Origin of the sequence: Citrobacter sp. ANG330, assembly GCF_047467925.1 — a bacterium.
In the GTDB taxonomy this organism is placed as follows: Bacteria; Pseudomonadota; Gammaproteobacteria; order Enterobacterales; family Enterobacteriaceae; genus Citrobacter_A; species Citrobacter_A amalonaticus_G.
Genome location: NZ_JASJUI010000006.1, coordinates 62,527 through 89,324, shown reverse-complemented (window position 1 = coordinate 89,324; position 26,798 = coordinate 62,527). Strand labels below are relative to the sequence as shown.

The following is a 26,798-nucleotide window of genomic DNA, read 5'->3' as shown; positions in this document are numbered from 1 at the left end:
GACTCCTGCTTTTCAGGCTCCTTTATTTGACTACCAGCTGTATTTCACTCCTATCATGCCCTGAGTGTCGCTGTAGCCTTTATCGCCCATCTGCACGCCCACGTTGCCCCACACGCTCAAACGGTCATTCAGTTTGCCTTCCACCCCGGTGCGGACCTCGCCCAGGTTGCGGGCACCGTCACGGCTGACTTTGGTGCCTTCCATCTTCACGCCGAAGGACTCAGTGTTGTGGATCCAGTTCACCTCCACGAACGGCTGGAAGGTGCGCTGTTTTCCGTCATCCATTTTGTGGTGGCTGTTCAGGTACGTTCTTACCCCGAGGCGCGTCTGGATGTTACCGTCGCCTTCTGTTTCGATGCGGGTTCCGTCTTTGCGACGATGCCCATCGTCCTTCACGCCCATCCAGGTGACCTGCGCCTGAGGCTGGACATACCAGGTGTTCAGTGTGCCCTGGCTACCGTAAAATTCTCCGGCTTTCAGGGTATATCCCGCTTCGGCGGACGCGGTCAGACCTTTCGATTTGTAGCTGTCGCTGTCACGATTGTCTGATTCCACGCTGCTGTCGAACCAGTTGTACAGCATCCAGCTGTCCACATACATGCCGGTTTTGTCCGCATCGTTCTGGAACCAGGTACCGTACAGACCGGCGCTGTAACCGCTGACGCGTCCGTCAGAACTGTAGCCGGCGCGGTCGCTGCGGGTGTTGCTGTGCTCGTTCGCATAGCCGCCCATCACGCCCAGGTGCCAGCGGTCCAGACCGTCAGAACTCCACTGCGCGATATCGCCCCCCAGTTGCAGCACATAGCGGTTGCTCTGGGTTTTCAGTTGACCGTCACCTGCGCTGGAACGCTCGTGACCGCCGACTTGGCGCATCCACAGGCTGCTGACGTTCTCCTCGCCGTTGTACAGTGCATCGGTGTACTGCGGTTCACCGAGACGGTCGTGCAGACGGTGGTTAAACAGTGTGTTGGCCGCCGCGATATTGCTGATATAGCTGCCGGCTTCCGGGCGCAGGGCGTCCGGCGCAGTGGGGTCCACCGCAACCGGTGTTGGAACATCATGTGGCGGTATGGCGTTACCTTGCCATTTACTGGTCAGGTACCAGTTCTTCACGCCGTTACCGGTGCCTTTCGCCAGGGTATAGACATAGGCTCCGGCTTCCACGGTGCCGGTGGTCAGAGCAAAGTTCCCGGCTGAGTTGCCGTTAACCTCAATCACCTCGATACCGTTCACCGTCTGTGCACCGGTCCCGCCAGTATTGGTCACGCTGACACGGGTGTTGCCGGCTGTATTGCCCTGTACCGTCAGTTTGTCCGTCGCTGAGCTGTCATCGCCGAGTTTGGTATTGAACGCCAGCAGGCCGTTGTTCCCGGTGTAGTTGCCGTTGACCGTCAGGGAGTTGCCAGGCATTCCATCCTCACGGGTCAGCAGAACAGAACCGCTGTTGGTCAGGCTGCCGCCCACCATGAAGTCGGTCATCTGCATGGTCCCGCCCTGCATGACGTTGACATCCCCAGCGGTGCTGCCGTAACCGGTGAAACGGGCATCGTTTTGAACGTTCACCAGCCCGCTCGCCATATCCACCGCCGAAGCAGCGTCGCTGCCCAGCGCCAGCGTACCGGCGGTGATATCCGTGGTGCTGGTGAAGGCCGCAGAAGCCTGCGTCAGGGTCAGGGTACCTGTACCCGCTTTGGTCAGGCTGCCACTGCCGCTGACGCTGTTGCTGAGCGTCCAGTCGCTGGCGGTGTTCACTGTAAGTAATCCGTTATCATTGACCGCTGCGGTGCCGAGGTTGTTCTGCTCGCTGACGGTCAGATTACTGCCGCTGTCGATATTGAACATCCCGCTAAAGCCGCTATTGTCGCCGGAAATCTGCGCACGGGTGCTGTCAGTGGCATCCACGTCACCGGTACCGCGAATGCTGTTCGCCAGCATGCCGATAACGCTGTCCAGCGTCAGGGTACCTTCATTAGAAATATCGCCGGTTCCTGCGCCCTGAGCATCATTAATAATCACTTCCGCACCGTTGCTGATGGTGGTGGTGGCGCTCAGTCCGCTGTTGGCGCCTTCTATGGTAAATAAACCGTTATAAACATTTAAATTACCAGAGCCAGTCAGTATGCCCTCACTAATACCACCGTTTTGCAAGGTCAAAGTACCGCCATTGAAATGCAGGGTTGAGCTCTCCAGTGCCTCCAATTTACCAGCGCTCTGTATAGTATTATTAAGATCTACCATGGCGCTGTTATTTATTTGCAATGACTCCGTATTACCCAGCGCATGGTTAGCATCAGTTCTCAGAATACCAGACTGAACCTGAGTTAAACCTGTATAGTTATTAAGACCGTTAGAAAGTGAAACCTGTCCGGTTGTATTGATGGCAAGATCACCCGAACCAGAAATTTTCGCAGACATATCAGCATTCGCTCCAGTAGCATTTGCATACTCTGCTAACGTCAGCGTCTTCCCGTTACGAATATCGACTTCCTTCAGACCGTAATTTACATATAGACCGTCGCCAGGTGCGGTAGTTAAGCGGATACCATAGAGACCATCAGCGACAACTGAACCATTCTGTTCAATGGCGATATTTCTATCAGTTCCAAGACTGTTTCCGTCTTGATCAGTTAATGTAAGTGAACCACCGGAGCCGATAACAGTATTTGCATGTATTAACTGGATATCTGCATGAGTGTCATCTTGTTGCAGCAGATTCAGTGTCGTGTCTGGATCTGCTGTAAGTCCTGGATCAATCCATGGGTCAGCCAGAGTCACCTGAACGGTACCCGTACCGCTTGCCTGGAAGTTTCTACCATTTGTGCTGAAAGTGCCTGCACCAGCGACAAGCGTTTCTGCATGCAAAATATTGTCAGAATGAGTGGCTCCAGGAAGAGTAATACCCAGAATTAAATTACCACCGTTAAAAGCCAGTCCGCCTATTTGCTGGTCACCAGCATTTACTACAGTTGTATTTCCAACACTTGTCATCAGTGTTGATTTTGTCAATGCTGTCGCATTATCTCCAGAAAGTGAGAAAGTACTATTCTTAAGTTCGGTTACTCCGGAAAAACTTGAACCAACAGAATTTGCAAAGGTGAGTACATCTGTAGCTGAAGTCAGATCAACACTGATTAGCCCTTTACCCGTTAGCGCATTTGTAAAGATGAAGTTACCTGTACCATCCGTTGTCGCCCCGGCCACCTCCAGCGTCCCTTGAGTGGCAATATCAACTATGCTGGTACCGAGACCAGTATTACCACTTGTTGAATGTGTGGTGGTGGTAAGCGTACCGCCGTTGACAAGGGTAGTGCCACTAAAAGTATTCTCCGCGCTCAGAACCGTATGTCCCGCATCCTGCATAACAGAACCTTTTCCGGTAATCATTGGCGTGAATTGATAACCTCCGGCTGTGCTGGGATCAGTCTCCGTATGGTTAAATACTAATGTTGCTGAGCCTTCCCCCATAATCAGACTGTCTGCACCAGTAATAAATCCGGCCTCTGTTGCCGCCGAACCATGTGTAGCACCAATATTAAGTGTTCCAACACTTCCTGAAGTTGTCGCGATCTTGACAGGATTATCAGTAGCGAGAGTACCTTCATTACTTAACGTCAGTACGCCGTTGCCCACGGTCCCGATGGCAATATCGGGTGTGCTTAATAAAGAACCCGTTCCGTCTACTGTGATGATGCCAACCCCATTAGCGAGCTCACCTACGACGACATTAGTTTCGTTACTAATTACTCCCTCGTTACGGATATTAATAGTCGCTTTTCCTGATGACCCGGCTATCAGATTACCAGCACCATGCTGCGTCAGAGAAGAACCGGCACCATCAACATTCACCGTCCCTGAACCTGTCACGTTTTTGCCAAGGAAAAGTGTATGCTCATCACTATTTACGGTACCTCCATGCGTAATATCCATAGTGCCGGTGCCGCTCAGACCGACAATGAACTGGCCCTGAGAGTCCAGCATGGATCCTGAACCATCCACACTTACGGTACCATTTCCAGTAGAGGCATTACCAAGTGTGACAGCAGTTTGCCCACTGGTAACGCTCCCCCCTGTTTTAACGGTAAGATTACCCGTACCGGCATCGCCTACAATGAGTGAGGAAGAAGCACTGCCAGTGATAAGCCACTCGGCCCCGGAGCTGACTGTGGCAGTGCCAATACCATCAACAAGCAACCCAAGTGTTCCACCTGAAGAGTGGACTGTGGCATTGTTCGTCGCCGTCAATTTACCTGGACCAGATGAACCCAGGGTCAGGGAGTTCGTATTCAGAGCAGAGTCAGTACCATCTACCCTTACGTTACCTGAGCCAGTAAACTGTGTTCCAACCGTAATGTCGTCAGTGTTTACGGTACCTGCTGTGGTAATGTTGAGAGCACCTACCCCGGCAGCACCTACCTCAATGCTATCAGTGGCGTTATTCCAGACCGAGTCGGAGTTGATATTTACCGTCCCGTTGCCACCAAATGATTTGCCCACGACAGAGGAAATACTCTGAAGCTGCGCACCATCTATTAGCTCAACGAGACCTGTACCTGCATTCCCTACCGTCAGGGGACCACTGTTGTTGAGCCACTGAGAATCAGCCCCCTCCAGGGTGACAGCACCTGTACTACCGGCATTAGCGCCTACGGTTGCACTATTGCTATGAACCACACCACCATTTGCCACGGCCATCTTGCCTGTACCAGACTGGCCAACGGTTAACGTCCCGGCAGTCAATACGGAACCTAAATCATCCACATTTATTGTGCCGTTACCCGTATTCAGACTACCAATGATTGTTGAGGCTGCATCCACAGTCCCCCCGTCATGGATAGTCAGTGTACCCATCGCACCGTTACCCGCGGTGAGTGTACCTGAACCGTTGGTCCACGCTGCACCGGTACTGACATCTACGATGCCTTTTCCTGCACCAGTGTTACCAATAATCCCTCCCTTGCTGAGTACATTAGCATGGTCAGTCAGTGTCATTGTGCCAGTACCGGCTCCACCAATGGTCACAGTACCCGCTATGTCCCATAGTGAGTCCTCCCCATCGACGATGACATTACCAGTGCTCGTCGCTGCGTTACCTACAATGCCGGCGCCTGTGCTTTTAACGATGCCAGTATCAGAAATACTCAACACACCTTTGCCAGACTGTCCTACGGTCAATGCGATTGTATTCATCAGGGCATCAACACCGGACACATTTACGGTACCGCTCCCCGCAGCGGCCCCGCCAAGAACAGTTGTTCCCGCAGTGACACTACTGGTGGCATTGATATTGAGGGTGCCCGTACCTATGTTGCCCACCGTCAGGGTTTGGCCTGCACCTGCAGTGTTGAGAAGATTCCATTGACCACCGCTGCTGACATCAACCTTACCGATACTGCCAGTGTTGTATGCTATTGTTCCTGCGCCAGTACTGGTCACTAAGCCATTATCAGCAATGGTCAGTGTACCCTGACCGTAACTGCCCACGGTTATGGTGGTTGTATCCAATATTGCGTCGGTTCCATTGATATTAACTTTACCCACGCCTTTTGCGGCGCTACCAATAACCGTGATAGCAGTAGTAACCTTACCGGTGGAACCAACATTCATCGTCCCTGTACCACTGTTACCCACAGTCAGCGGTTGCCCGGAACCGCTTGCATTTGTGAGTCGCCACAGCCCACCATTACTAATATCAACAGTGCCATTGCTTCCTGCCGTGTTTGCGATAGTGCTTGCACTTGAGCTGTTAACGACGCCATCATCACTGATGATAAGCTTACCTGTTCCTGACTGCCCGACCGTCAGTCCTGTTGTTTTCATGACAGCATTGGAACCGTCAACTTTAACGGTTCCACTTCCTGTAACAGCACTACCCAGGAGGGTGGTTCCTGCGGTTACTGTACCGGTGGTATTGATATTTAGAATACCCGTACCGATGTTACCCACAGTAAGTGTCTGAGCAGTGCCTGCTGCATTTACAACATTCCAAAGTCCGCCGCTACTGATATCAACGGTACCGGTACTGCCGCCATTGTTTGCAAGTATGCTTGCACCTATGCTGTTAACGACGCCGTTATTAGCAATGTTGACGTTCCCCTTGCCGAAACTGCCGATTGTTAAAGCACCGGTATTCATTACTGCATCTACACCGTTAGCATTAACAGTGCCAATTCCGCTAGCCAAACCTCCTACGAGAGTCGTGCCGGCTGTGACTGTACCCGTTGTATTAATATTAAGAATGCCAGTACCGATATTTCCGATCGTAAGTGTCTGTCTTGTTCCGCTTGAGTTAGTTAGATTCCACTTGCCACCACTATTAATATCAATTTGACCATTGCTTCCCGCATTGTTTGCTATTACGCCAACACCAGAACTGTTGACTAAGCCATTATCAGCAATAGTAAGCGTTCCTTTCCCGAAGCTTCCCATTGTCAACGCTCCGGTATTCATAACGGCATCTGTTCCGGAAACCTTAACGGTACCCGTGCCAGTATTCTGCCCCCCAATGAGTGTGGTACCCGCAGTTACTGTTCCGGCAGCATTGATATTAAGATTCCCTGTACCGCTGTTCCCAACAGTTAATGCCTGCCCGGCTCCACTGGAGTTGACCAGATTCCACTGACCGCCGCTGCTGACATCAACATTGCCTATACTGCCAGTAGTGGCCCCTATTGTACCTGCGCCAGTGCTGGGACCCGTTGTGTTCACAACACCATTATTCGCGATAATGAGCGACCCCTGCCCTGCATTACCGACTGTTATAGTAACCGAGTTCAGCAACGCATCATTCCCGGTTACATTCACAGACCCTGTACCGGAAGCTGTACCACCAAGGCTTACCATTCCTGCCGTTAGGGTACTATTTGATTGAATATTAAGATTTCCTGTTCCGGCATCGCCTACAGTAAGTGGTTGCGCTGTGCCACTTGGACTGAGAATATTCCATTTACCTCCATTGCTTAAATCAACAGTACCTGAACTTCCTGCTAAGTTACCGAGAACGACTGGTGTGGCGCCGCTACTCTTACTGTTGACTTGACCGCCATTGGTAATAAGCAATATGCCAGTACCATAATTACCTACAGTCAGACCAATATTCGTTGTCCAGATGGAGTCAGTCCCATCCACAGAAACTGTTCCTGAACTACCGGTTAGTTGGCCAATTGTACCTGAGCCGCTAAGAACACTACCGCCATTATTAATATTGAGCACACCCGTACCGCCAGTAGTACTACCCACAATAATGTTATCCGCATTTGAAATAGAATTTCCTTGCGTAATAATTAACGGCGAGTTAGCCAAACTACTGTCCACAATCATGTCAGCAAAGGTGATGCCAGGTAACGATATCAATACTATCAGTGATAATGCACTGATTCGCGACGGCAAATGGTATGAAGCGGGTAGATTTAAATGCGAGGTTTTTGCAATTGCGACACTTCCTACCAACGCTCCACGTTGTTTTCCAGTCACTAATTCAGAACCGACTTGAAAGACCCGAAGAGTATTATTCCAGATTACGCGATATACTTTATTCATTTTTAAAACCTTTATAACTGCATCAGTACTGACTACACAGGTGTTTGCTCTGTCACCGCTCTGAGCCTTCCCTGTACCACTACGCATCACTGGCGTAGTATCTTCCTTTTTCTGGATAAAATTTTTTCTCTTCTGGTGAGTTTCCCCGGTATCGAATGCAGAATTCGAAAGTTAGTGAATGTATGATCGTTGCCTTTTCTATATCACTTTTTTATTGATGCTAAAATGTGGCTATTTTATTTCATGTTTTTAATGTTTTATAATTTGAGGTTTCGACTCTTTGAAGAATGATGAAAATTTCTGGCATTCATAATATCTGAAACGTAGAAACAGACTTCTTGAAATTTATGGAGATATATTTAATGGTCTCCTCATGAAAATGAGTTGAAAGGCGTTAATCAAAGCTACTCATTTGCCAAAAGCTATAGATAGCAACACTTAACCAGAAATATACCACTATTAATAATTGATGCGGTTTACAGACAAACCACGAGTAATGAAAATGGTCTGCATTTCAATTGGCCGATGTAAAAAATACAATGATAAAAGACAGTATAAGAAAACATCAGAATGATATTTTCGCTTCCAGTTTATATATCATTAGCACACCTGATAATGCCAGTGAACAGTGAAATTTATTTCTCGCTATTCTATGTCTGCAGTGTTGCACCAGGCTTAAAGAGAGTCAAGTGGGGGTGAATTGTTAAAAATGTTATGAAAATGTATCTGGGCCAATCAGATGCATTTATTCCTGGAGGCCAGTCAGGATACCTTTTGATTTATCCAACACAAGGAGAATCCTAATCACCAAAATTAAGATATTTAGACAGAACCATAGGTGAATTATCAAAAGAATGGATTTTTAAATTTGCTGCGCGATAGCACAATATGATAAATGTTAATCAATGACAGATTTACCTATTATTTTAATTATTTGTATTTATTGGGTATTTTTTTTATTTCGGCATGATTGTCTCTAAAAAAAGTTTAAAACTTAATATTTATTTGATAATACGGCTTTTTTTGTACTGAAGAATGGATAGGAATTGTTAAAAAATATCGCATCCATGAAAAATAACAGGGGATTCACTATTTATCTCGCCCAAAAAAAAGATACTTTCAGACTTTTCTTTTTCTGGTTGTCGGCTCGTGACGCTCAGGTTGCAGGGGAAAGTATTACGGGAGAAGACTGGACAACTGAACCCTGATTATATGCCTTGCATATTGCCCCATCTGACTACGGGTTTTTTTGCCAGAATGCCGGGTTTACTCGGCTTGAGTGTCCCGAGCCCGGCAGCCAACTGGCTTGTTGCTACGCAGCCGTAATAATGCTGCACATGTGATCATGTAAGCTGTATTACTGATTTATAACACTCTCCGGGGATGCCGGCAGCGAGATGAAGAGGGCAGGGAGACAATTCCTTACCTGACCCAATTCGTATGAAACGAAAAAGGAGTCAGACGATTTCTCATCTAACTCCTTGTTTTATCTGGTGGCCCCTGCTGGACTTGAACCAGCGACCAAGCGATTATGAGTCGCCTGCTCTAACCACTGAGCTAAGGGGCCGTGGCGGTGAATTATAAAGTAACTCCTGCGAGCAATCCAGCGATAACCGTACGTATGCTGTTTTATTAAACAACGTATTTTCAATCCGTTATACTTTTCTCATGACGTAACGTTGTGAGGTATTCATGGTAAAAGATATTTTAGCGCCGGGTCTGCGAGTGGTCTTTTGCGGCATCAATCCGGGGCTCTCTTCTGCCGGGACGGGGTTTCCGTTTGCGCACCCGGCGAACCGTTTCTGGAAGGTGATTCATCAGGCAGGTTTTACTGACCGCCAGCTCAAGCCGGAAGAAGCAGAACACTTACTGGATTTTCGCTGTGGCGTAACCAAACTGGTCGACAGACCGACGGTGCAGGCGACTGAAGTTTCGCGTAAAGAACTGCATGATGGTGGTCGTCAACTGATTGCCAAAATCGAAGATTATCAGCCGCAGGCTCTGGCGATTTTAGGTAAGCAGGCATTTGAACAAGGCTTCAGCCAGCGTGGCGTGCAGTGGGGAAAGCAGAGCATAACGATTGGCGCAACGCAGGTGTGGGTGTTGCCGAATACCAGCGGACTGAGCCGTATCACCCTGGATAAACTGGTGGAAGCCTTCAGGGAACTGGATGAGGCGCTGATCGTGCGCGGAAGGTAAAAAAACGCCACCTGAACGGTGGCGTTGCTGTTTTCGCGACGGGATTAATCGTCCAGGAAGCTACGCAGGACCTCAGAACGGCTCGGGTGACGCAGTTTACGCAGTGCCTTCGCTTCGATCTGACGGATACGTTCGCGGGTTACGTCGAACTGTTTACCCACTTCTTCCAGCGTGTGGTCGGTGTTCATATCGATACCGAAACGCATACGCAGGACTTTCGCTTCACGCGCGGTCAAACCGGCCAGTACGTCGTGCGTCGCAGCGCGCAGGCTTTCGGTGGTTGCAGATTCCAGCGGCAGCTCGAGGGTAGTATCCTCGATGAAATCACCCAGATGCGAATCTTCATCGTCACCGATCGGGGTTTCCATGGAGATAGGCTCTTTGGCGATCTTCAGTACTTTACGGATCTTGTCTTCCGGCATCAGCATGCGTTCAGCCAGTTCTTCCGGCGTCGGCTCACGACCCATCTCTTGCAGCATCTGGCGAGAGATACGGTTGAGTTTGTTGATCGTCTCAATCATATGCACCGGAATACGGATGGTGCGCGCCTGATCCGCGATAGAGCGAGTGATCGCCTGACGGATCCACCAGGTTGCGTAGGTGGAAAACTTGTAACCACGACGGTATTCGAACTTATCGACCGCTTTCATCAGACCGATGTTGCCTTCCTGAATCAGATCCAGGAACTGCAGGCCACGGTTGGTGTATTTTTTGGCGATAGAGATAACCAGACGCAAGTTGGCTTCAACCATCTCTTTCTTCGCACGACGCGCTTTCGCTTCGCCGATGGACATACGACGGTTGATGTCTTTAACCTGCTCGATAGTCAGGCCGGTCTCTTCTTCGATCTGTTGCAGTTTCTGCAGGCCACGGTGAACGTCATCGGCCACATCGTGCAGTTTTTCGGACCACGGTTTGTTCATCGCGATAGCCGCGTTGAACCAGGTTTCGCTGGTTTCGTTGCCGGTGAACAGGGTGATGAAGTTCTTCTTCGGCATTTTGCACTGCTCAACGCAGAGCTTCATGATCAGACGTTCCTGGGTACGAACCCTGTCCATCATGACGCGCATGCTGTTCACCAGGTAGTCGAACTGCTTCGGCACCAGACGGAACTGCTTGAACACTTCAGACAGCTTCAGGATCTCGGCCTGAGCGTCGGCGTGGCTACGACCTTTGGCTTTGATGGTGTCACGCGTGACTTCATACTGCGTACGCAGCTCACCAAATTTTTCACGCGCCAGTTCCGGATCGATGCTGTTATCGTCGTCAGAGCTGTCGTCGTCTTCTTCTTCGTCTTCGTCCTCGTCGTCATCCATATCTTCCTGAGATAACTCAGAACCGACATGTGTGGCGGTAGGCGCCAGATCTTCTTCCGCGTTCGGATCGACAAAACCGGTGATCAGATCGGACAGACGCGCTTCTTCGGCTTCAACGCGATCGTACTGCTCAAGCAGATAGGTGATCGCTTCCGGATATTCTGCAACGGAGCACTGAACCTGGTTGATCCCGTCTTCGATGCGTTTCGCAATATCGATTTCGCCTTCGCGGGTCAACAGTTCAACGGTACCCATTTCACGCATGTACATGCGAACCGGGTCAGTGGTACGACCGATTTCAGACTCTACGCTGGACAGAACTTGCGCAGCCGCTTCTTCCGCGTCTTCGTCGGTACTGGTGGTGTTTTCAGCAAGCAGTAGATCATCGGCATCCGGTGCTTCTTCCATCACCTGAATACCCATGTCGTTGATCATTTGGATGATATCTTCAATTTGATCTGAATCGACGATATCTTCCGGCAGATGGTCATTGACCTCGGCATAGGTCAGATAGCCTTGCTCCTTACCACGGGTGACAAGAAGCTTCAGCTGTGACTGCGGGTTTTGCTCCATAAGACGGTATCCACACTTAATTCGTTTGATTAGCGTCAGCAAGCCGTTGCTGCCAACATTTAAAGCGAGGGCGTACTTATATTTGTGCCGCTGCCTCTCAGTGCGGCTGTCGGGGGCTTCCCGAGCGATATTCGGCACTTAAGCCGTTAAATACGTCATCCTTCAGGTTGTCTTTGCACGAGCGATGTTCTCTTTCTGCTCTGATAAAACCTGAATGATATTGTCTGTTTCAATTCATTTCTTCGCCAGTTCCTGGTTCAACGTCCAGAGTTCCCGGCGTTCTTCGCTGCTTAAACCGTGTGTGCGCTCGCGGGCAATTAGCTCTTCCTGGCGCAGCTCAAGCATCGAATCAAACATATGGTTGAGTGAGTCGGTGAAGGTTTTTTCAGCAATATCCTTATCTGCTATATCGTCCCACATCGACAGTTTTTCAAGGGTGGCCGCATCATTTGTGCCACGATAGTGTTCTAAAAGCTGTCCGGTGGTGAGTCCAGGCTGGGACAAACACGTGTTGACCAGTTCCGCAAATAAGCCAAGCCCGGGCAGTTTGTTCTGATCCAGACCGCTTAACGGCGGCACCAGCGGGGCCAGCTCCGGATTTTGCACCAGCAATCCTATCAGTATACGCATGGTCGTACGTTTTAGCTGCGGTGCGGGTCGGGAAGCCCCACTTTCAGACAATTTCGGCATTAAGCGTTCAAGCTGGCTGTCATCCAGAATGCCCAGCTTGTTGCCCAGTTCCTGGCGCAGATAAATGCGCAGCGTTTCGCCCGGAACCTGCGTGATGAGCGGCAACGCCAGCGTACTGAGCTGCGCCCGCCCATCCGGCGTGCTCAAGTCCACCTGCGGCAACAGGCTGTTAAACAAAAACGCGGAGAGCGGCAGGGCCTGCTCCATCCGGGCTTCGAAGGCCTCTTTCCCCTCTTTACGCACCAGCGTATCGGGGTCTTCGCCATCAGGTAAAAACATAAAGCGTAGCTGACGACCATCTGTCATATACGGCAACGCAGTTTCCAGCGCACGCCAGGCCGCGTCTCTTCCGGCGCGGTCACCGTCATAACAACAAATGACGTTGTTCGTGGCGCGGAACAAGAGCTGGATGTGATCAGCTGTCGTTGATGTACCCAGCGAGGCAACAGCATAGTTAATGCCATACTGCGCCAGCGCCACCACATCCATATAGCCTTCCACCACCAACAGTCGTTGCGGATCGGCGTTATCCTGCTGCGCTTCATAAAGGCCATACAGCTGGCGACCTTTATGGAAAATATCGGTTTCCGGGGAGTTAAGGTACTTCGGCAGGGCATCACCCAGCACGCGCCCACCAAAACCGATTACCCGGCCACGTTTGTCGCGGATGGGGAACATCACCCGTTCGCGGAAACGATCGTAACTGCGTCCCTGATCGTTGGTGACCAACATGCCCGCATCCACCAGTGACTGGCGATTTTCGCTATTGCCACCAAACCGTTTCAGGACGTTGTCCCAGCCGGGGGGCGCAAAGCCAATAGCAAAACGCGCGATCACTTCACTACTGAGTCCTCGCTTTTCCAGATACTGGCGCGCAGGGGTAGCGGCGGGTTGCATCAGAGATTGCTGATAAAACGTGTTCAGGCCATCCATCAATTGATAAAGACTTTGCCGTTGGTGGCGCTCTATCTGACTGGTGCCCGTACCTGCTTCAAACGGGACGTCAAGGTTATGCATGGCCGCCAGTTCTTCGACAGTTTCCACGAACTCGAGCTTGTCGTAGTTCATCAGGAAGTCGATAGCGTTACCGTGCGCGCCGCATCCAAAGCAGTGATAAAACTGTTTTTCACCGTTCACGGTGAAAGAGGGGGTTTTTTCGTTATGGAACGGACAACACGCGTGATAATTTTTGCCCTGCTTTTTCAGCTTTACCCGCGCATCGATAAGATCGACGATATCGGTTCGTGCCAGCAGGTCATTGATAAATACGCGTGGAATTCGTCCAGCCATACGCCCCTTTTATACGCATTACCGTTCAGGCTACCCTGATGTTGGCGTCATTGATTGACCGCCTTGAAGGCACCGAGAATGATTCTGTGTATATGCTAATGCATAAACGAAAATAAGCCGCGCATTCCTTCCGGAAGCACGGCCTTACAACGACAACTCAGTCTGAATCGAGAGCCGTAACTCCCGACAGAGATTAGTACAGACGAGTGCGGCGTGCGTTTTCGCGAGCCAGTTTCTTCGCGTGACGTTTCACAGCAGAAGCTTTAGCGCGCTTACGTTCGGTCGTCGGTTTTTCATAGAACTCACGACGACGTACTTCCGCCAGAACGCCTGCTTTCTCGCAGGAACGCTTGAAGCGACGCAGTGCTACGTCGAACGGCTCGTTTTCACGTACTTTAATTACCGGCATGTAACTCTCACCTTTAATAAATTCGGTTTGCCGCTGGCATCAACGCCAGCTTATTTCAAAATGGTGCGGAATTTTACTGCAATTGCTGCTGCTTTGTAAAGCACCGATGCGATTTTGAAAGGGACTTTTATAAGGGGGGAGAGTATACACGAAATCGGGGCTGAGGGTATACATCTACCCGCATTCGACCTACACTGCGCGGTAATAATGTGAGGTAAAAACAAGTCATGCGTGTACTGGGAATTGAAACATCCTGCGATGAAACCGGCATCGCTATTTACGACGACGAAAAAGGTCTGTTAGCCAACCAATTGTATAGTCAGGTGAAATTACACGCTGATTACGGCGGCGTCGTACCTGAACTGGCCTCCCGCGATCATGTTCGCAAAACCGTCCCGCTGATCCAGGCGGCACTGAAAGAGGCGGGACTGAGTGCAAAAGAGATTGATGCGGTGGCGTATACCGCAGGACCGGGTCTGGTTGGCGCGCTGCTGGTCGGCGCAACCGTCGGTCGTTCACTGGCATTTGCATGGAATGTGCCCGCTATCCCCGTACACCACATGGAAGGGCATCTGCTGGCGCCGATGCTGGAAGACAATCCGCCTGAGTTCCCGTTTGTCGCGCTGCTGGTGTCCGGCGGTCATACTCAGTTGATAAGCGTAACGGGCATTGGCAAATATGCGTTGCTGGGTGAGTCTATCGATGACGCGGCGGGTGAAGCCTTTGACAAAACCGCCAAGCTGCTGGGCCTCGACTATCCAGGTGGCCCGATGCTGTCAAAAATGGCGTCACAGGGCACCGCCGGGCGTTTTGTCTTCCCGCGCCCGATGACCGATCGTCCGGGACTGGATTTCAGCTTCTCCGGGCTGAAAACCTTTGCGGCAAATACCATTCGTAACAACGGCGACGATGAGCAAACTCGCGCCGATATCGCCCGGGCGTTTGAAGACGCAGTGGTCGATACGCTGATGATCAAGTGCAAACGCGCGCTGGATCAGACCGGCTTTAAACGTCTGGTGATGGCGGGCGGCGTCAGTGCCAACCGTACGCTGCGGGCGAAGCTGGCGGAGTTGATGCAAAAGCGTCGCGGCGAAGTGTTCTATGCCCGCCCGGAATTTTGTACCGATAACGGGGCAATGATCGCCTATGCTGGCATGGTGCGCTTTAAAGCGGGCGTCACGGCGGATCTCGGCGTGACCGTACGTCCGCGCTGGCCATTGGCGGAACTGCCTGCTGCTTAAGAGTGGTTTGTCCTGCCCGGTGGCGCTACGCTTACCGGGCCGACGAATCTCTTCTCTGCGTTTACCGGATCGACAAGACCGTAGGCCGGGTCAGGCGAAGCCGCCACCAGGCAATACACCGCATTACACCCGCAGCATTCCTTTCTCTTCCAGAAACGCGATAATCGTCGCCAGACCGTCACCCGTTTTTAAATTGGTAAAGGTCCACGGCCGGTCGCCGCGCATACGCAGCGTGTCGCGCTTCATTACCTCCAGCGATGCCCCAACATAGGGGGCGAGGTCGGTTTTGTTGATCACCAGAAAATCGGATTTCGTGATCCCCGGCCCGCCTTTGCGCGGGATCTTTTCCCCTTCGGCCACGTCGATCACGTAGATCGTCAAATCGGCCAGCTCCGGGCTGAAGGTGGCGCTCAGGTTGTCGCCGCCGCTCTCGACAAAAATCAGATCCAGATTGCCAAATTTTTCGCTTAGCGCTTCCACTGCCGCCAGATTCATCGAGGCGTCTTCACGGATGGCGGTGTGCGGACAGCCGCCGGTTTCTACACCGACAATGCGGTCCGGCGCCAGCGCGCCCGCTTCCGTCAGGATACGCTGGTCCTCTTTGGTGTAGATGTCGTTAGTGACCACCGCCAGTTGATAACGGTCACGCATCGCTTTACATAACGCTTCCAGCAGGGCGGTTTTACCGGAACCGACCGGGCCGCCAACGCCAACGCGCAGGGGATGTTTATACTCACTCATTGTTTCTCCTCAGGAGCGAAATAATCGGCAATATTGGGTTTCATGGCGTGCAGAGGCGATGGCGGCGAGCGGTGTGGCAGAACCCAGATGGTCATCCGGGCACGCCAGCGCCTGCGTCATGCCTTCAGCATAGCGTGCACAAAGCGAAAGAATCAGACGCTGCGCGGCCTGTTGACCAAACGGCACCAGCTTGACGCCGGCCATCACGGCGCTCTCGATCCAGCTATAGCCGAGCGTTAACGCCAGGTCATGCAGCGGAATGCGCCACTGCACGCCGAGCCAGGCCATACCGCACAACTGGCTGTCGGCAAAGGACGCGCGCCACGCGGGCGGGCATTCAGGCTGCCAGTCCATCACCAGTCGGGTGAACGCCGCGCCCCGGCTACGCTCTTCTTCACGCAGCTCGCGGGTTTCCCGACAGGCCAGCAGATACGCCGTCCAGCGACGTGCGGCGTCAATATCGTTCTGCTCACAGGCGTGGTAGAGACGGGCGAACAGCGGCAGATCGACTGTGAAAAAATTGTTTTCCATCTGCTGGATTTGCCAGCGGTCAAACGCCTCCACGCTATTCACCCAGCCGGTTTCAACCGCCCACTCCAGCCCCTGGGACCAGGTAAACGATCCCACTGGCAGGCTGCTGCTGGCGAGCTGTAGCAGACGCAACTGCTGTTGTGCGTCACGCATCAGTGTGCATGGCTATGATGATGGCCGTGGGATTCACTGGCATACGCTCCCGCTTCGGGTTCAAACGGCAGGTGGGCAAACGTCACCTGTAGCCTGAACTGGCGCAGCATCGCGTCGAGTACATGATCGTGATGATAGCGCAGCTCGTCCGGCAAAATTTGCAGCGGGACGTGGCGGTTGCCGAGGTGATAGCAGGCTTTGGCGAGCAGGAACGGATCGGCGCAGCGCACCACCGAAACCGCCTCGCTGGCGGCGATAATCTCCACGATTTCTGTACCGTCCTCTGTGCTCAGGCAATCACCGCCGCGCAGCAGCAGACCACGGGGTAACATCAGACCCGCTTCCCGCCCGTCATTCAACTGGACTTTGGCCCGGCTTTTCACGCGAATATCGATTGGCAGCGTCAGCGTGGCAGTTACCTGCTCCGGGGATTCAACGCGTTGCGTCAATAACAGCATTCTGGCTCCTCAAAATAAAAAGTAACGTTGCGCCATTGGCAGAACGTCAGCGGGGTCGCTGGTGATGAGCTCGCCGTCGATGCGAACTTCATAGGTCCGGGCATCGACGGTAATATTGGGTTGCAGGCTGTTGTGGATCATGTCGGCTTTTTTAACCGTCCGGCAGCCTTTCACCACGGCGGTGGTACTGCGTAAATTGAGCTGCTGCGCGACGCCGTTTTCCACCGCGGCCTGTGAAAGAAAAGTCAGACGAGTGTGATGACGCGCCGCGCCGAGCGCCCCGAACATCATGCGGTAATGTACCGGCTGTGGCGTGGGGATGGAGGCATTGATGTCGCCCATCGGCGCGCAGGCGATCATTCCGCCTTTCACAATCGTGGCAGGCTTCACGCCGAAAAAGGCCGGAGACCAGAGCACCAGATCCGCCAGCTTCCCGGCCTCAATGGAACCGACTTCGTGGGCGATGCCGTGAGTCAGCGCCGGGTTAATGGTGTACTTGGCGATATAGCGCTTCACGCGCAGATTGTCGTTCTCACCCGTTTCTCCCGCTAACGGACCGCGTTGTACTTTCATCCGGTGCGCAACCTGCCAGGTGCGCAGGATCACTTCCCCCACACGCCCCATTGCCTGAGAATCTGATGAGGTCAGCGAAAACGCGCCAATATCATGCAACACATCTTCGGCGGCGATGGTCTCCCGGCGGATCCGTGATTCGGCAAAAGCCACGTCCTCGGCGATATCCGGATCCAGGTGATGGCAGACCATCAGCATGTCGAGATGCTCATCAATAGTGTTGACGGTGTAGGGCAGCGTCGGGTTGGTGGAAGAGGGCAGGATATTCGGATGCGCGCAGGCGGTAATGATATCCGGCGCGTGCCCGCCGCCAGCCCCTTCGGTGTGAAAGGTGTGAATGGTGCGATCGCCAATCGCCGCCAGCGTATCCTCCACAAAACCGGATTCGTTCAGGGTATCGCTGTGCAGCGCAACCTGAATATCCATCTCCTCCGCCACGGTCAGCGCGCAGTCGATAGCCGCAGGTGTTGCGCCCCAGTCTTCATGGATTTTCAGACCGATCGCTCCGGCAGCAACCTGCTCGCGCAGCGCATCGGCTGTGGAACCATTACCTTTGCCAAGCAGGCCGATGTTGACGGGCAGGGTATCGGCGGCCTGTAACATGCGGGCGATATACCACGGGCCCGGCGTGCAGGTGGTGGCGTGAGTGCCAGCGGCAGGCCCGGTGCCGCCACCAATCATGGTCGTCACGCCGGAGACCAGCGCTTCTTCTGCCTGCTGCGGACAGATCCAGTGAATATGGGTATCCACGCCACCCGCTGTGACGATCTTCCCTTCAGCGGCGATCGCTTCGGTCCCGACGCCGATCGGGATTGTCACATCCGGTTGAATATCAGGATTGCCTGCTTTGCCGATGGCCACGATCCTGCCGTTTTTAATGCCAATGTCCGCTTTCACGATCCCCCAGTGATCGACGATCAACGCATTAGTGATCACCAGATCCACGCAGGCGTCGGCAGACATCTGTCCCTGGCCCATGCCATCGCGGATCACTTTGCCGCCGCCGAATTTCACCTCTTCACCGTAGGTGGTGAGATCGTTTTCCACTTCGATCCACAGATCCGTATCCGCCAGACGCACTTTATCGCCGGTGGTCGGGCCGAACATGTCAGCATAAGCCTGTCGGGAAATCTCAGTCATGTTTCACCTCCAGCGTGCCCATCACTTCACCGCGAAAGCCAAAAATACGCTGCGCACCCGCCACGCGAACCAGCTCGATTTCCCTTTTTTGCCCCGGCTCAAAACGCACCGCTGTCCCTGCCGGAATATTCAGGCGAAAACCCAGCGCAGATTCGCGGGCAAAGCGGAGCGCCGGATTCACCTCGTAGAAGTGGTAGTGTGATCCCACCTGAATGGGGCGATCACCATGGTTTTCCACCACTATCGTTCGTGTTTCCCGTCCAGTGTTGATCGGGATAGTTCCCGACGCGATCCGGTATTCACCTGGAATCATGGGTTCTCCTTAGATAATCGGGCTATGAACGGTGACCAGCTTTGAGCCGTCCGGAAAGGTCGCTTCGACCTGGATATCCGGGATCATCTCCGGAACGCCTTCCATCACCTGTTCGCGGGTCAGGACATGGCGACCTTCTTCCATCAGCGAGGCGACACTTTTGCCATCGCGTGCGCCTTCCATAATCCAGGCACTGATGAGTGCCACTGATTCCGGATAGTTCAGCTTCAGTCCGCGCGCCAGACGGCGCTCCGCCACCAGCGCGGCGGTAAAGAGCAACAGCTTATCTTTCTCTCTGGGGGTCAGTTCCATAGGTGTCTCTCAGGTTTGCCAGATGCGCGGCAGGTGCGGCGGCCTTTGGGTTAACAGCGGGCGTAAAAACTGCCAGATTTCGCGCATGACGCGCTGAACAATCAGGTTGTCATCCGCCAGAAAACGAACCGTCAGCAGTGAGTCGACGAGTGTCGCCCCGGCATAATCACCGAGCGGAGCCAGACGTTCCCGCGCACCGTCGAGCATCTGTTCCGTGGCCGGATAGCAGAACAGCGTGCCGCACCACGGTTGACGGGCGACGGCGGTGAGATTTCCATCCGTTAGCTTCAGACGCTCGATAAGCAGCGGCTGCCCGTCGCGCCAGATCTCCAGACGGTTTTGTAGCGTGCCGTGACTGAACGTTTCCTGCATGACCGGTCGCCCGAGGCAGAGCAGATCCCAGCCCAGCAGGCGACTTTGTGATGTCAGATGAAACACGGAGCGGAGGCTGGCGTTTGCGCCAGGGAACAGGATCGTATCCTGCGGCAACCATTCGAGTGTGGCATCCGGCGCGAGCGTAAACGTCTGAGACAGCCGGGCAAGCGGACCCGCGCTCCGGTAAAATTTTCCCGCGCCGGGCTGAGTGATTAATACGTGGCTGTTTTCGTCCAGTGTGACGAAAATTCGTAGCTCATCGCCACCGACAATGCCGCCGGGTGGATGGAGTAAATAGAGGTGGCAAACGCCGTCTTGCGGATAAAACGGGCGCTGAACTGTCAGGGGACCGACGTGGCGTGCGCAGGTGAGTACCGTTTTGGCCGCGGTGCAAGTAAACCGCAGGTCGATTTCGGCCTGCCAGCCCCGTGTCGGTGTCTTGTGCGCAACGGTTTCCAGAACGTTTCCCTTCTCAGCGTGAGGGTGTTTGCATAGCAAAAAGTATGCCTCAGCGCGGCGGGAAAACGGTCATATGAGACGCTTATGGAAAAAAGGGGCGACAGCCCTGCCGCCCCAACGGGGTTAAAGCAAAACGAGAGGCATCCAGATAAGCCCGGTTGCCAGTAGCAGTATCAGGAAAATCAGGCCGAAAATCGCTCCCAACCGCCAGTAATCTACTGTCGGCAGATAACCGCTACCGTAGTAGATAGGGCTTGGACCGGTTGCATACGGGGTGAGAATGCTGCCCAGACCAATAGCCGCCCCGACCATCAGACAGAATACCGGTAATGGAATTTCCGGCATCGCCAGTGCGGCAGCGATCATCATCGGTGCCAGTGCGGACGTATACGCTGTGGCGCTGGCAAAGAAGTAACGCAACAGCCAGAACACCACGATCAGCGCGACCATCACCATCACCGGTGAGTAGCCGCTCAGACTGCCTGCCAGTAGTTTGCCAAACCAGGTGATAAAGCCAGTGTTATTCAGTCCGGTTGCCAGCGTAATCAGCGAGGCCAACCAGAAGAAGACGTTCCACGCCGATTTATTACTGACGATGTCATCCCAGGAGATGATGCGCAGCACCAGCATCAGCGCCACCACGCTGTAACCGACCATCGCGGCATCAATATAGTCCCCGCCGAAGATCCACAGCACCAGCGCGCCTACCATCAGCACCAGCATCTTTTTCTCACGCGAGCAGAGCGGTCCCATCTCCTTGAGTTCCGACTCTGCCCAGCGCGGCACCTGATCGCCCGATTTCAGCACGGGCGGATACAACACATAGGCGAGCCACGGCACCAGCAGCACCAGCAGAATGCTCAGCGGCAGCATGCCTAAGAACCAGTCGCCCCAGCTCAGCGCCGTATGGGAGGCGGTTTTCATCAGGCCTATCAGCAGCAGGTTCGGCGCCATTGCCGTGAGGAAAATGGCGCTGGTCACGCAGTCGGCGGTGATCCCCATCCACATAATGTATGAACCAATGGAACGGGCGCTGGGATCGTTGGGTTTTGAGTTATAGAGCGGCGGCAGGTTGCGGATAATCGGATAGATGATCCCTGCGCCGCGCGCGGAGTTAGACGGCGTGACAGGGGCGAGGATCAGCTCGGAAAACATCACCGCGTAGCCGAGAAACAGCGTGCGGTGCCCCATTTTTTTCACCAGCATTAGCGCGATACGCCGACCGAGGCCGGTTTTTTCATAACCGGTGCCAAACATAAAGGCGGCGAAAATCAGCCAGATCACCGAGTTAGAAAAACCAGAAACCGCCCACGAGAGCGCTTTGGCGGTAAATTTGAAGCCGTCCTGGGCGAGTTGTTCCGGGCTGAACAGCAGCCACGGTGAGAGGACCGCGATAATCGAGATACCGATCATCGCCACCACCGCGCCGGGTACAGGTTCCAGAATGAGTCCCACGATAACCCCGGTAAAGACCGCAAAGTAGAGCCAGGTGTGGCTCTCAAGACCGGTGGGGACGGGCAAAACAGCAATAATGGCGATGACCACCAGCGGAGCCAGATATCGCCACCAACCAGATAAAGGTGCCATTGTCGTATCCCTGCGAAAGAGGGAGAGGCACAGGCCTCTCCGGAAGGGTTATTTGATGTAATGCACGTGTTCGCAGATTTCGTCGACGATGGGACCGCGACGTTCGGCGAACTGTTTTTTGTTTTCGGCGATCAGGTTGTTGCCGTGGGTGTCGATAGAGACAATCAGCGGACCGAACTCTTTTACCCGGCAGACCCACAGCGATTCCGGCATACCAAGCTCCATCCAGTGCACCTCTTCAATCTCTTCCACCTGGGTGGCTGCCAGCACCGCGCAGCCTGCCGGGAAGATCACATGCAGCGCTTTGAATTTCTGGCAACCCTCTTCCGTTAGCGGCCCCATGCCGCCTTTACCCACCACCAGTTTGACGCCGGTTTGCTCAATGAACTCTTTTTCAAAGGCTTCCATGCGCATGCTGGTCGTTGGACCAACGGAGACCATCTCCCATTTTTCGCCGTTCTTACGCACGATAGGTCCGGCATGGAAAATCGCTTTGCCGTTGAGATCGTAGGGGATCGGGCGCTTCAGTTCGATCAGTCGGCGATGGCAGACGTCGCGACAGGTCACCAGCGTGCCGGTCAGGTAGATCACATCGCCCACGCGGATGTCTTCCAGGTCTTCAGCTTTGATCGGGGTTGTGAGGATCTTTTTCATAACGCGCTCCGGGTGTGAGACAGGTTTTCGAAGGAGAGGTCAGAATGGACCAGCAGCGTACCGCGACGGTGTGCCCAGCAACCCGTGGAAACCGCCACGCCAATGGTGGACGGATGGCGCGCGGCGGATTCAATATGCACGCCCATCACCGAACTGTTGCCGGTGAGCCCCTGCGGGCCAATGCCCAGCCGGTTGAGTCCTTCTTCCAGACGCAATTCAAGCTCTGCCGCTTTGGGATTCGGATGGCGGGTGCCTATCGGACGCAGGATCGCTTTGCGCGACAACACAGCGGCGGTTTCAACGGAGGTGGCGATCCCCACGCCGACCAGCACCGGCGGGCAGGCGTTGACGGCCAGCGTCGAGATGTTTTCAAAGACGAACTTCACCACGCCTTCGTAGCCTTCGGAAGGCATCAGCACTTTGGAGCGCCCTGGCAACGTGCAGCCACCACCGGCCATGTAGACTTCAATTTCCGCGTCTTCACCATCAGGGACGATGTCCCACGTCACCCACGGTACGCCGCTACCGGTGTTTTTACCGGTATTCACTTCGTCAAAAATTTCTACCGCGTTGTGGCGCAGTGGCGCTTTCACTGTAGCGTCTTCCACCGCTTGCTTGAGAATGCTTTGCAACTCACCCAATAGCGGAAAACGGGAACCGACCTTCACGAAGAACATGATCTCACCGGTGTCCTGGCAGGCCGGACGGTTAAGATCGATAGCCTTCTGCATGTTGTCGAACATTGTGTGGTAGATGATTTGCCCCATCTTCGAGGTTTCGGCATCCCGCAGCTGTTTTAATTTGTCCACCACATCGTCTGGCATTCGGGTAGAAATCATGGCGGTAAAATTGGCGACTATTTCCGTCAGCGTATTAACCGCATTTTGGTTATTTTTATTGCTCATCATGTCAACTCCAGTTCTTTTATTTGTCTGGAAATAAATTCTCCCTCATAAACTACCATCAAAAGTGTGGTTTTATATTCGTTGTCGCTGTGTATGTGCAATTAACAGTTCGTGAATGATGGCGAAGAAAGACGATGAAAATTGAGCAAAGGCAGAGATTATCCTCAAATCGCGAATTACACTTCAGGTATCAATTTTATGGATACCCCGAAAATGTTGAAAAACTGGCCCTTAGCCAAAGACCTTCAGGTGCTGGTGGAAATTGTCCATACGGGCAGCTTTAGCGCAGCGGCAAGTGCCCTCGGACAAACGCCTGCCTTTGTAACGAAGCGGATTCAGATCCTGGAAACCACGCTCAACGCTACGCTGCTTAACCGCTCCGCACGCGGGGTGGCGCTGACGGAAAGTGGTCATCGCTGTTACGAACAGGCGCTGGCGATCCTGACGCAATATCAGCGCCTGATTGATGATGTGACGCAAATCAAAACGCGCCCGGAAGGAATGATTCGTATTGGCTGTAGCTTCGGATTTGGCCGCAGTCACATTGCGCCTGCCATTACTGAATTGATGCGCAATTATCCTGAATTACAGGTGCATTTTGAACTCTTCGATCGGCAAATTGATTTGGTTCAGGATAATATCGATCTTGATATTCGTATTAACGATGAAATTCCGGATTATTATATTGCGCATTTGTTAACAAAGAATAAAAGAATATTGTGTGCCTCTCCTGGATATTTACAAAAATATCCAGAACCCAAAACTTTGCAGGAATTAAGTCACCACGATTGTCTGGTGACAAAAGAACGTGATATGACGCACGGAATATGGGAACTGGGCAATGGCACCACGAAAAAATCGGTCAAAGTCAGCGGGCATCTCTCTTCCAATAGTGGTGAAGTCGTCCTGCAATGGGCGCTGGAAGGTAAAGGCATCATGTTGCGTTCGGAGTGGGATGTGCAGCCGTTTCTGGCGAGCGGCAAACTGGTGCGGGTATTGCCGGAGTACGCACAGAGCGCCAATATCTGGGCGGTGTATCAGGAGCCGCTGTATCGCAGCGTGAAGCTCAGAGTCTGCGTGGAATTTCTGGCGGCATGGTGTCAGCAGCGATTAGGCAAGCCGGACGAAGGCTATCAGGTGCTGTAAGCTGCGCCTGACATCCCCCTTTTCCGCTCAATCTTACTCAGGATCTTTCTCGCGTTTCTTGCGCAATTTGGTCCAGATTTTTGTCTCCTGGCGACGCCACAGGCGCTGGATGTTGTCATGATGGCGCAGCAAAATCAGGCACGACAGCATGGAGACCGGGAAGGTGAACTGCGGTTTGAACCACCAGACATAGAACGGCGCGATCAGCGCGCTGACAATTGCCCCCAGCGACGAATAACCGCTTAGCAGGACGGTGAGCAACCAGGTGCCTGCCATTACGCCGGTGAGATCCCAACCGATAGGGGCGATAGCGCCAAACGCTGTGGCGACACCTTTCCCACCTTTGAAGCCAAAGAAGACTGGCCAGATATGCCCCAGACAGGCGGCGATGGCGATAAGACCCAGCCAGAACGGGCTGACGCCCAGCGCATAGGCGCCCCAGACGGGTAACATCCCTTTCAGGACGTCAAAAATCAGGACCGCTACGGCTGCTCCCTTGCCACCGATTCGTAACACATTGGTCGCGCCAGGATTACCGGAGCCGCTGCTGCGCGGGTCGGGTAAGCCAGCAATGCGGCACACCAGAATGGCACTGGAAATGGAGCCGCAGAGGTACGCGAAGAGGATCATTCCAGGCGCGATTGCACTCATAAGCTGTTCCGTTTTGAAAATGTCGTGTAAAACGCTACTTCTGTGGATAATACGCATATTTCGCCGGAAGTGGTATCCGGGTTAGCCAAAAAGCAGGCAGGTCGTGATGGATATTGTATTTATAGAGCAACTTTCGGTCATCACCACGATTGGTGTTTACGACTGGGAACAGACGATAGAACAGAAGCTGGTGTTCGATATCGAAATGGCGTGGGATAACCGAAAATCAGCAAAAAGTGACGATGTTGCCGACTGCCTGAGCTACGCGGATATCGCCGAGACGATCGTTAACCACGTAGAAGGTGGGCGTTTTGCGCTGGTGGAGCGCGTAGCCGAAGAGGTGGCCGAACTGCTGCTCACACGCTTTAACTCACCCTGGGTGCGCATCAAACTCAGCAAGCCTGGCGCGGTGGCGCGCGCGGCCAATGTGGGCGTAATCATTGAGCGTAGCAATAATCTGAAAGAAAAATAATTATCTTCATCTTTGTTAAACCAAACGGATATAAAAGAGTCCTATACCCGTCATACTTCAGGTTGCAGGTGCGTTGGCTGCACTCGAATTATTGAGGGTATAAAGCTGGATCATTTTGCGCTGTAAATTTTTCTACTTAGGGGTTTATTGATGAGCGATATGCACTCGCTGCTGATTGCGGCAATTTTGGGTGTGGTCGAAGGATTGACGGAGTTTTTGCCAGTTTCCAGCACCGGTCACATGATCATTGTGGGCCATCTGCTGGGATTTGAGGGTGATACGGCAAAGACCTTTGAGGTGGTGATTCAGTTGGGATCCATTCTTGCGGTCGTCGTGATGTTCTGGCGGCGTTTGTTTGGTCTGATCGGCATTCACTTTGGTCGTCCGTTGCAGCGTGAAGGGGAAAGCAAAGGCCGCTTAACGCTGATCCACATTCTGTTGGGGATGATCCCGGCAGTGGTGCTGGGACTGGTGTTCCACGATACGATCAAATCGCTGTTTAACCCGGTTAATGTGATGTATGCGCTGGTGGTCGGAGGTTTACTGTTGATCGCCGCAGAGTGCCTGAAGCCAAAGGAGCCGCGCGCGCCTGGTCTGGATGACATGACTTACCGTCAGGCGTTCATGATTGGCTGCTTCCAGTGTCTGGCGCTGTGGCCGGGATTCTCCCGTTCCGGGGCGACCATTTCTGGCGGGATGCTGATGGGCGTAAGCCGTTACGCGGCCTCTGAATTCTCGTTCCTGCTGGCGGTGCCGATGATGATGGGGGCAACCGCACTGGATCTCTACAAAAGCTGGTCGTTCCTGACCGTGGCCGATATTCCGATGTTTGCCGTTGGGTTTGTCACCGCTTTTGTGGTTGCGCTGGTTGCTATCAAAACGTTCCTGCAACTGATTAAGCGGATCTCGTTCATTCCGTTCGCAATCTATCGCTTTATCGTCGCCGCGGCGGTTTATGTGGTGTTTTTCTGACAGACCTCTTATACCGGATGGCGGCGTAAACGCCTTATCCGGCCTACGCGTTGAGATGCGATATCGTAGGCCGGATAAGCGCCGTGCCATCCGGCATTCACA

The 26,798-nt window shown here is 53.1% G+C and carries 20 protein-coding genes and 1 tRNA gene; 5 read left to right on the top strand and 16 right to left on the bottom strand.

What is annotated here, in order from left to right; all coding sequences use genetic code 11:
• Nucleotides 1–30: 30 nt before the first annotated feature.
• Nucleotides 31–7,536: an autotransporter outer membrane beta-barrel domain-containing protein gene (locus tag QNN88_RS14650; RefSeq protein ID WP_414240866.1), complete on the bottom strand. Its 7,506-nt coding sequence runs from the start codon at nt 7,534–7,536 to the stop codon at nt 31–33.
• 1,491 nt (nt 7,537–9,027) lie between these two features.
• Nucleotides 9,028–9,103: transfer RNA gene (locus QNN88_RS14645), tRNA-Ile, on the bottom strand.
• A 125-nt stretch (nt 9,104–9,228) separates the two neighbouring features.
• Here QNN88_RS14645 and mug point away from each other — a divergent pair.
• Nucleotides 9,229–9,735 (top strand): G/U mismatch-specific DNA glycosylase, encoded by a 507-nt coding sequence (mug, locus tag QNN88_RS14640; RefSeq protein WP_414240865.1) that lies wholly within the window; start codon nt 9,229–9,231, stop codon nt 9,733–9,735.
• A 44-nt stretch (nt 9,736–9,779) separates the two neighbouring features.
• Here the strand turns inward: mug and rpoD are convergent, their stop codons facing one another.
• The 3 genes from rpoD to rpsU form a co-directional block, all read right to left on the bottom strand.
• On the bottom strand, nt 9,780–11,624 hold the full coding sequence (rpoD, locus tag QNN88_RS14635) for an RNA polymerase sigma factor RpoD (RefSeq protein ID WP_414240864.1): 1,845 nt from the start codon (nt 11,622–11,624) through the stop codon (nt 9,780–9,782).
• A gap of 234 nt (nt 11,625–11,858) precedes the next feature.
• Nucleotides 11,859–13,604, bottom strand: coding sequence for a DNA primase (gene dnaG, locus QNN88_RS14630; protein ID WP_414240863.1), 1,746 nt, complete (start codon nt 13,602–13,604; stop codon nt 11,859–11,861).
• Between the two features lie 193 nt (nt 13,605–13,797).
• Entirely contained in the window at nt 13,798–14,013 is a 216-nt protein-coding gene (gene rpsU, locus QNN88_RS14625) for a 30S ribosomal protein S21 (RefSeq protein WP_001144069.1), read from the bottom strand.
• 227 nt (nt 14,014–14,240) lie between these two features.
• Here rpsU and tsaD point away from each other — a divergent pair, with 227 nt between their 5' ends.
• The gene (tsaD, locus tag QNN88_RS14620) at nt 14,241–15,254 is read left to right on the top strand and encodes a tRNA (adenosine(37)-N6)-threonylcarbamoyltransferase complex transferase subunit TsaD (protein ID WP_414240862.1); all 1,014 of its coding nucleotides are present in this window, start codon (nt 14,241–14,243) and stop codon (nt 15,252–15,254) included.
• 123 nt (nt 15,255–15,377) lie between these two features.
• Here the strand turns inward: tsaD and ureG are convergent, their stop codons facing one another.
• The 10 genes from ureG to ttdA form a co-directional block, all read right to left on the bottom strand.
• Nucleotides 15,378–15,995 (bottom strand): urease accessory protein UreG, encoded by a 618-nt coding sequence (gene ureG / locus QNN88_RS14615; protein WP_414240861.1) that lies wholly within the window; start codon nt 15,993–15,995, stop codon nt 15,378–15,380.
• Between the two features lie 9 nt (nt 15,996–16,004).
• A complete protein-coding gene (locus tag QNN88_RS14610) occupies nt 16,005–16,679 on the bottom strand; it encodes an urease accessory protein UreF (protein ID WP_414240860.1) in 675 nt (224 codons plus the stop codon).
• Nucleotides 16,679–17,137 carry an urease accessory protein UreE gene (gene ureE, locus QNN88_RS14605; RefSeq protein ID WP_414240859.1) on the bottom strand — a complete coding sequence of 153 codons (459 nt, stop codon included), beginning with the start codon at nt 17,135–17,137 and terminating at the stop codon, nt 16,679–16,681. Before ureE ends, QNN88_RS14610 begins: the two co-directional genes overlap by 1 nt.
• A gap of 9 nt (nt 17,138–17,146) precedes the next feature.
• Nucleotides 17,147–18,850, bottom strand: coding sequence for an urease subunit alpha (gene ureC / locus QNN88_RS14600; protein WP_414240858.1), 1,704 nt, complete (start codon nt 18,848–18,850; stop codon nt 17,147–17,149).
• Nucleotides 18,843–19,163: an urease subunit beta gene (locus QNN88_RS14595; protein ID WP_414240857.1), complete on the bottom strand. Its 321-nt coding sequence runs from the start codon at nt 19,161–19,163 to the stop codon at nt 18,843–18,845. The genes ureC and QNN88_RS14595 overlap by 8 nt, the downstream gene beginning before the upstream one ends.
• A 9-nt stretch (nt 19,164–19,172) precedes the next feature.
• Complete coding sequence (locus QNN88_RS14590; protein ID WP_414240856.1) at nt 19,173–19,475, bottom strand: urease subunit gamma; 303 nt, start codon at nt 19,473–19,475, stop codon at nt 19,173–19,175.
• Nucleotides 19,476–19,484: 9 nt separating this feature from the next.
• Entirely contained in the window at nt 19,485–20,309 is an 825-nt protein-coding gene (locus tag QNN88_RS14585; RefSeq protein WP_414241024.1) for an urease accessory protein UreD, read from the bottom strand.
• Nucleotides 20,310–20,432: 123 nt separating this feature from the next.
• Nucleotides 20,433–21,896, bottom strand: a complete 1,464-nt coding sequence (locus tag QNN88_RS14580) for an anion permease (protein ID WP_414240855.1) — start codon at nt 21,894–21,896, stop codon at nt 20,433–20,435.
• A 48-nt stretch (nt 21,897–21,944) separates the two neighbouring features.
• On the bottom strand, nt 21,945–22,550 hold the full coding sequence (gene ttdB / locus QNN88_RS14575) for a L(+)-tartrate dehydratase subunit beta (RefSeq protein WP_042324302.1): 606 nt from the start codon (nt 22,548–22,550) through the stop codon (nt 21,945–21,947).
• The gene (ttdA, locus tag QNN88_RS14570) at nt 22,547–23,458 is read right to left on the bottom strand and encodes a L(+)-tartrate dehydratase subunit alpha (protein WP_414240854.1); all 912 of its coding nucleotides are present in this window, start codon (nt 23,456–23,458) and stop codon (nt 22,547–22,549) included. Before ttdA ends, ttdB begins: the two co-directional genes overlap by 4 nt.
• A gap of 210 nt (nt 23,459–23,668) precedes the next feature.
• Here ttdA and ttdR point away from each other — a divergent pair, with 210 nt between their 5' ends.
• Complete coding sequence (gene ttdR / locus QNN88_RS14565; RefSeq protein ID WP_414241023.1) at nt 23,669–24,601, top strand: L-tartrate utilization transcriptional activator TtdR; 933 nt, start codon at nt 23,669–23,671, stop codon at nt 24,599–24,601.
• A gap of 33 nt (nt 24,602–24,634) precedes the next feature.
• On the opposite strand, the gene plsY is transcribed toward ttdR, so the two are convergent.
• Nucleotides 24,635–25,252 (bottom strand): glycerol-3-phosphate 1-O-acyltransferase PlsY, encoded by a 618-nt coding sequence (gene plsY, locus QNN88_RS14560; RefSeq protein WP_414240853.1) that lies wholly within the window; start codon nt 25,250–25,252, stop codon nt 24,635–24,637.
• Nucleotides 25,253–25,358: 106 nt separating this feature from the next.
• Here plsY and folB point away from each other — a divergent pair, with 106 nt between their 5' ends.
• Both folB and bacA read left to right on the top strand, forming a co-directional pair.
• The gene (gene folB / locus QNN88_RS14555; RefSeq protein ID WP_042998186.1) at nt 25,359–25,724 is read left to right on the top strand and encodes a bifunctional dihydroneopterin aldolase/7,8-dihydroneopterin epimerase; all 366 of its coding nucleotides are present in this window, start codon (nt 25,359–25,361) and stop codon (nt 25,722–25,724) included.
• Nucleotides 25,725–25,874: 150 nt separating this feature from the next.
• Complete coding sequence (gene bacA / locus QNN88_RS14550; RefSeq protein ID WP_042324294.1) at nt 25,875–26,696, top strand: undecaprenyl-diphosphate phosphatase; 822 nt, start codon at nt 25,875–25,877, stop codon at nt 26,694–26,696.
• Nucleotides 26,697–26,798 lie beyond the last annotated feature (102 nt).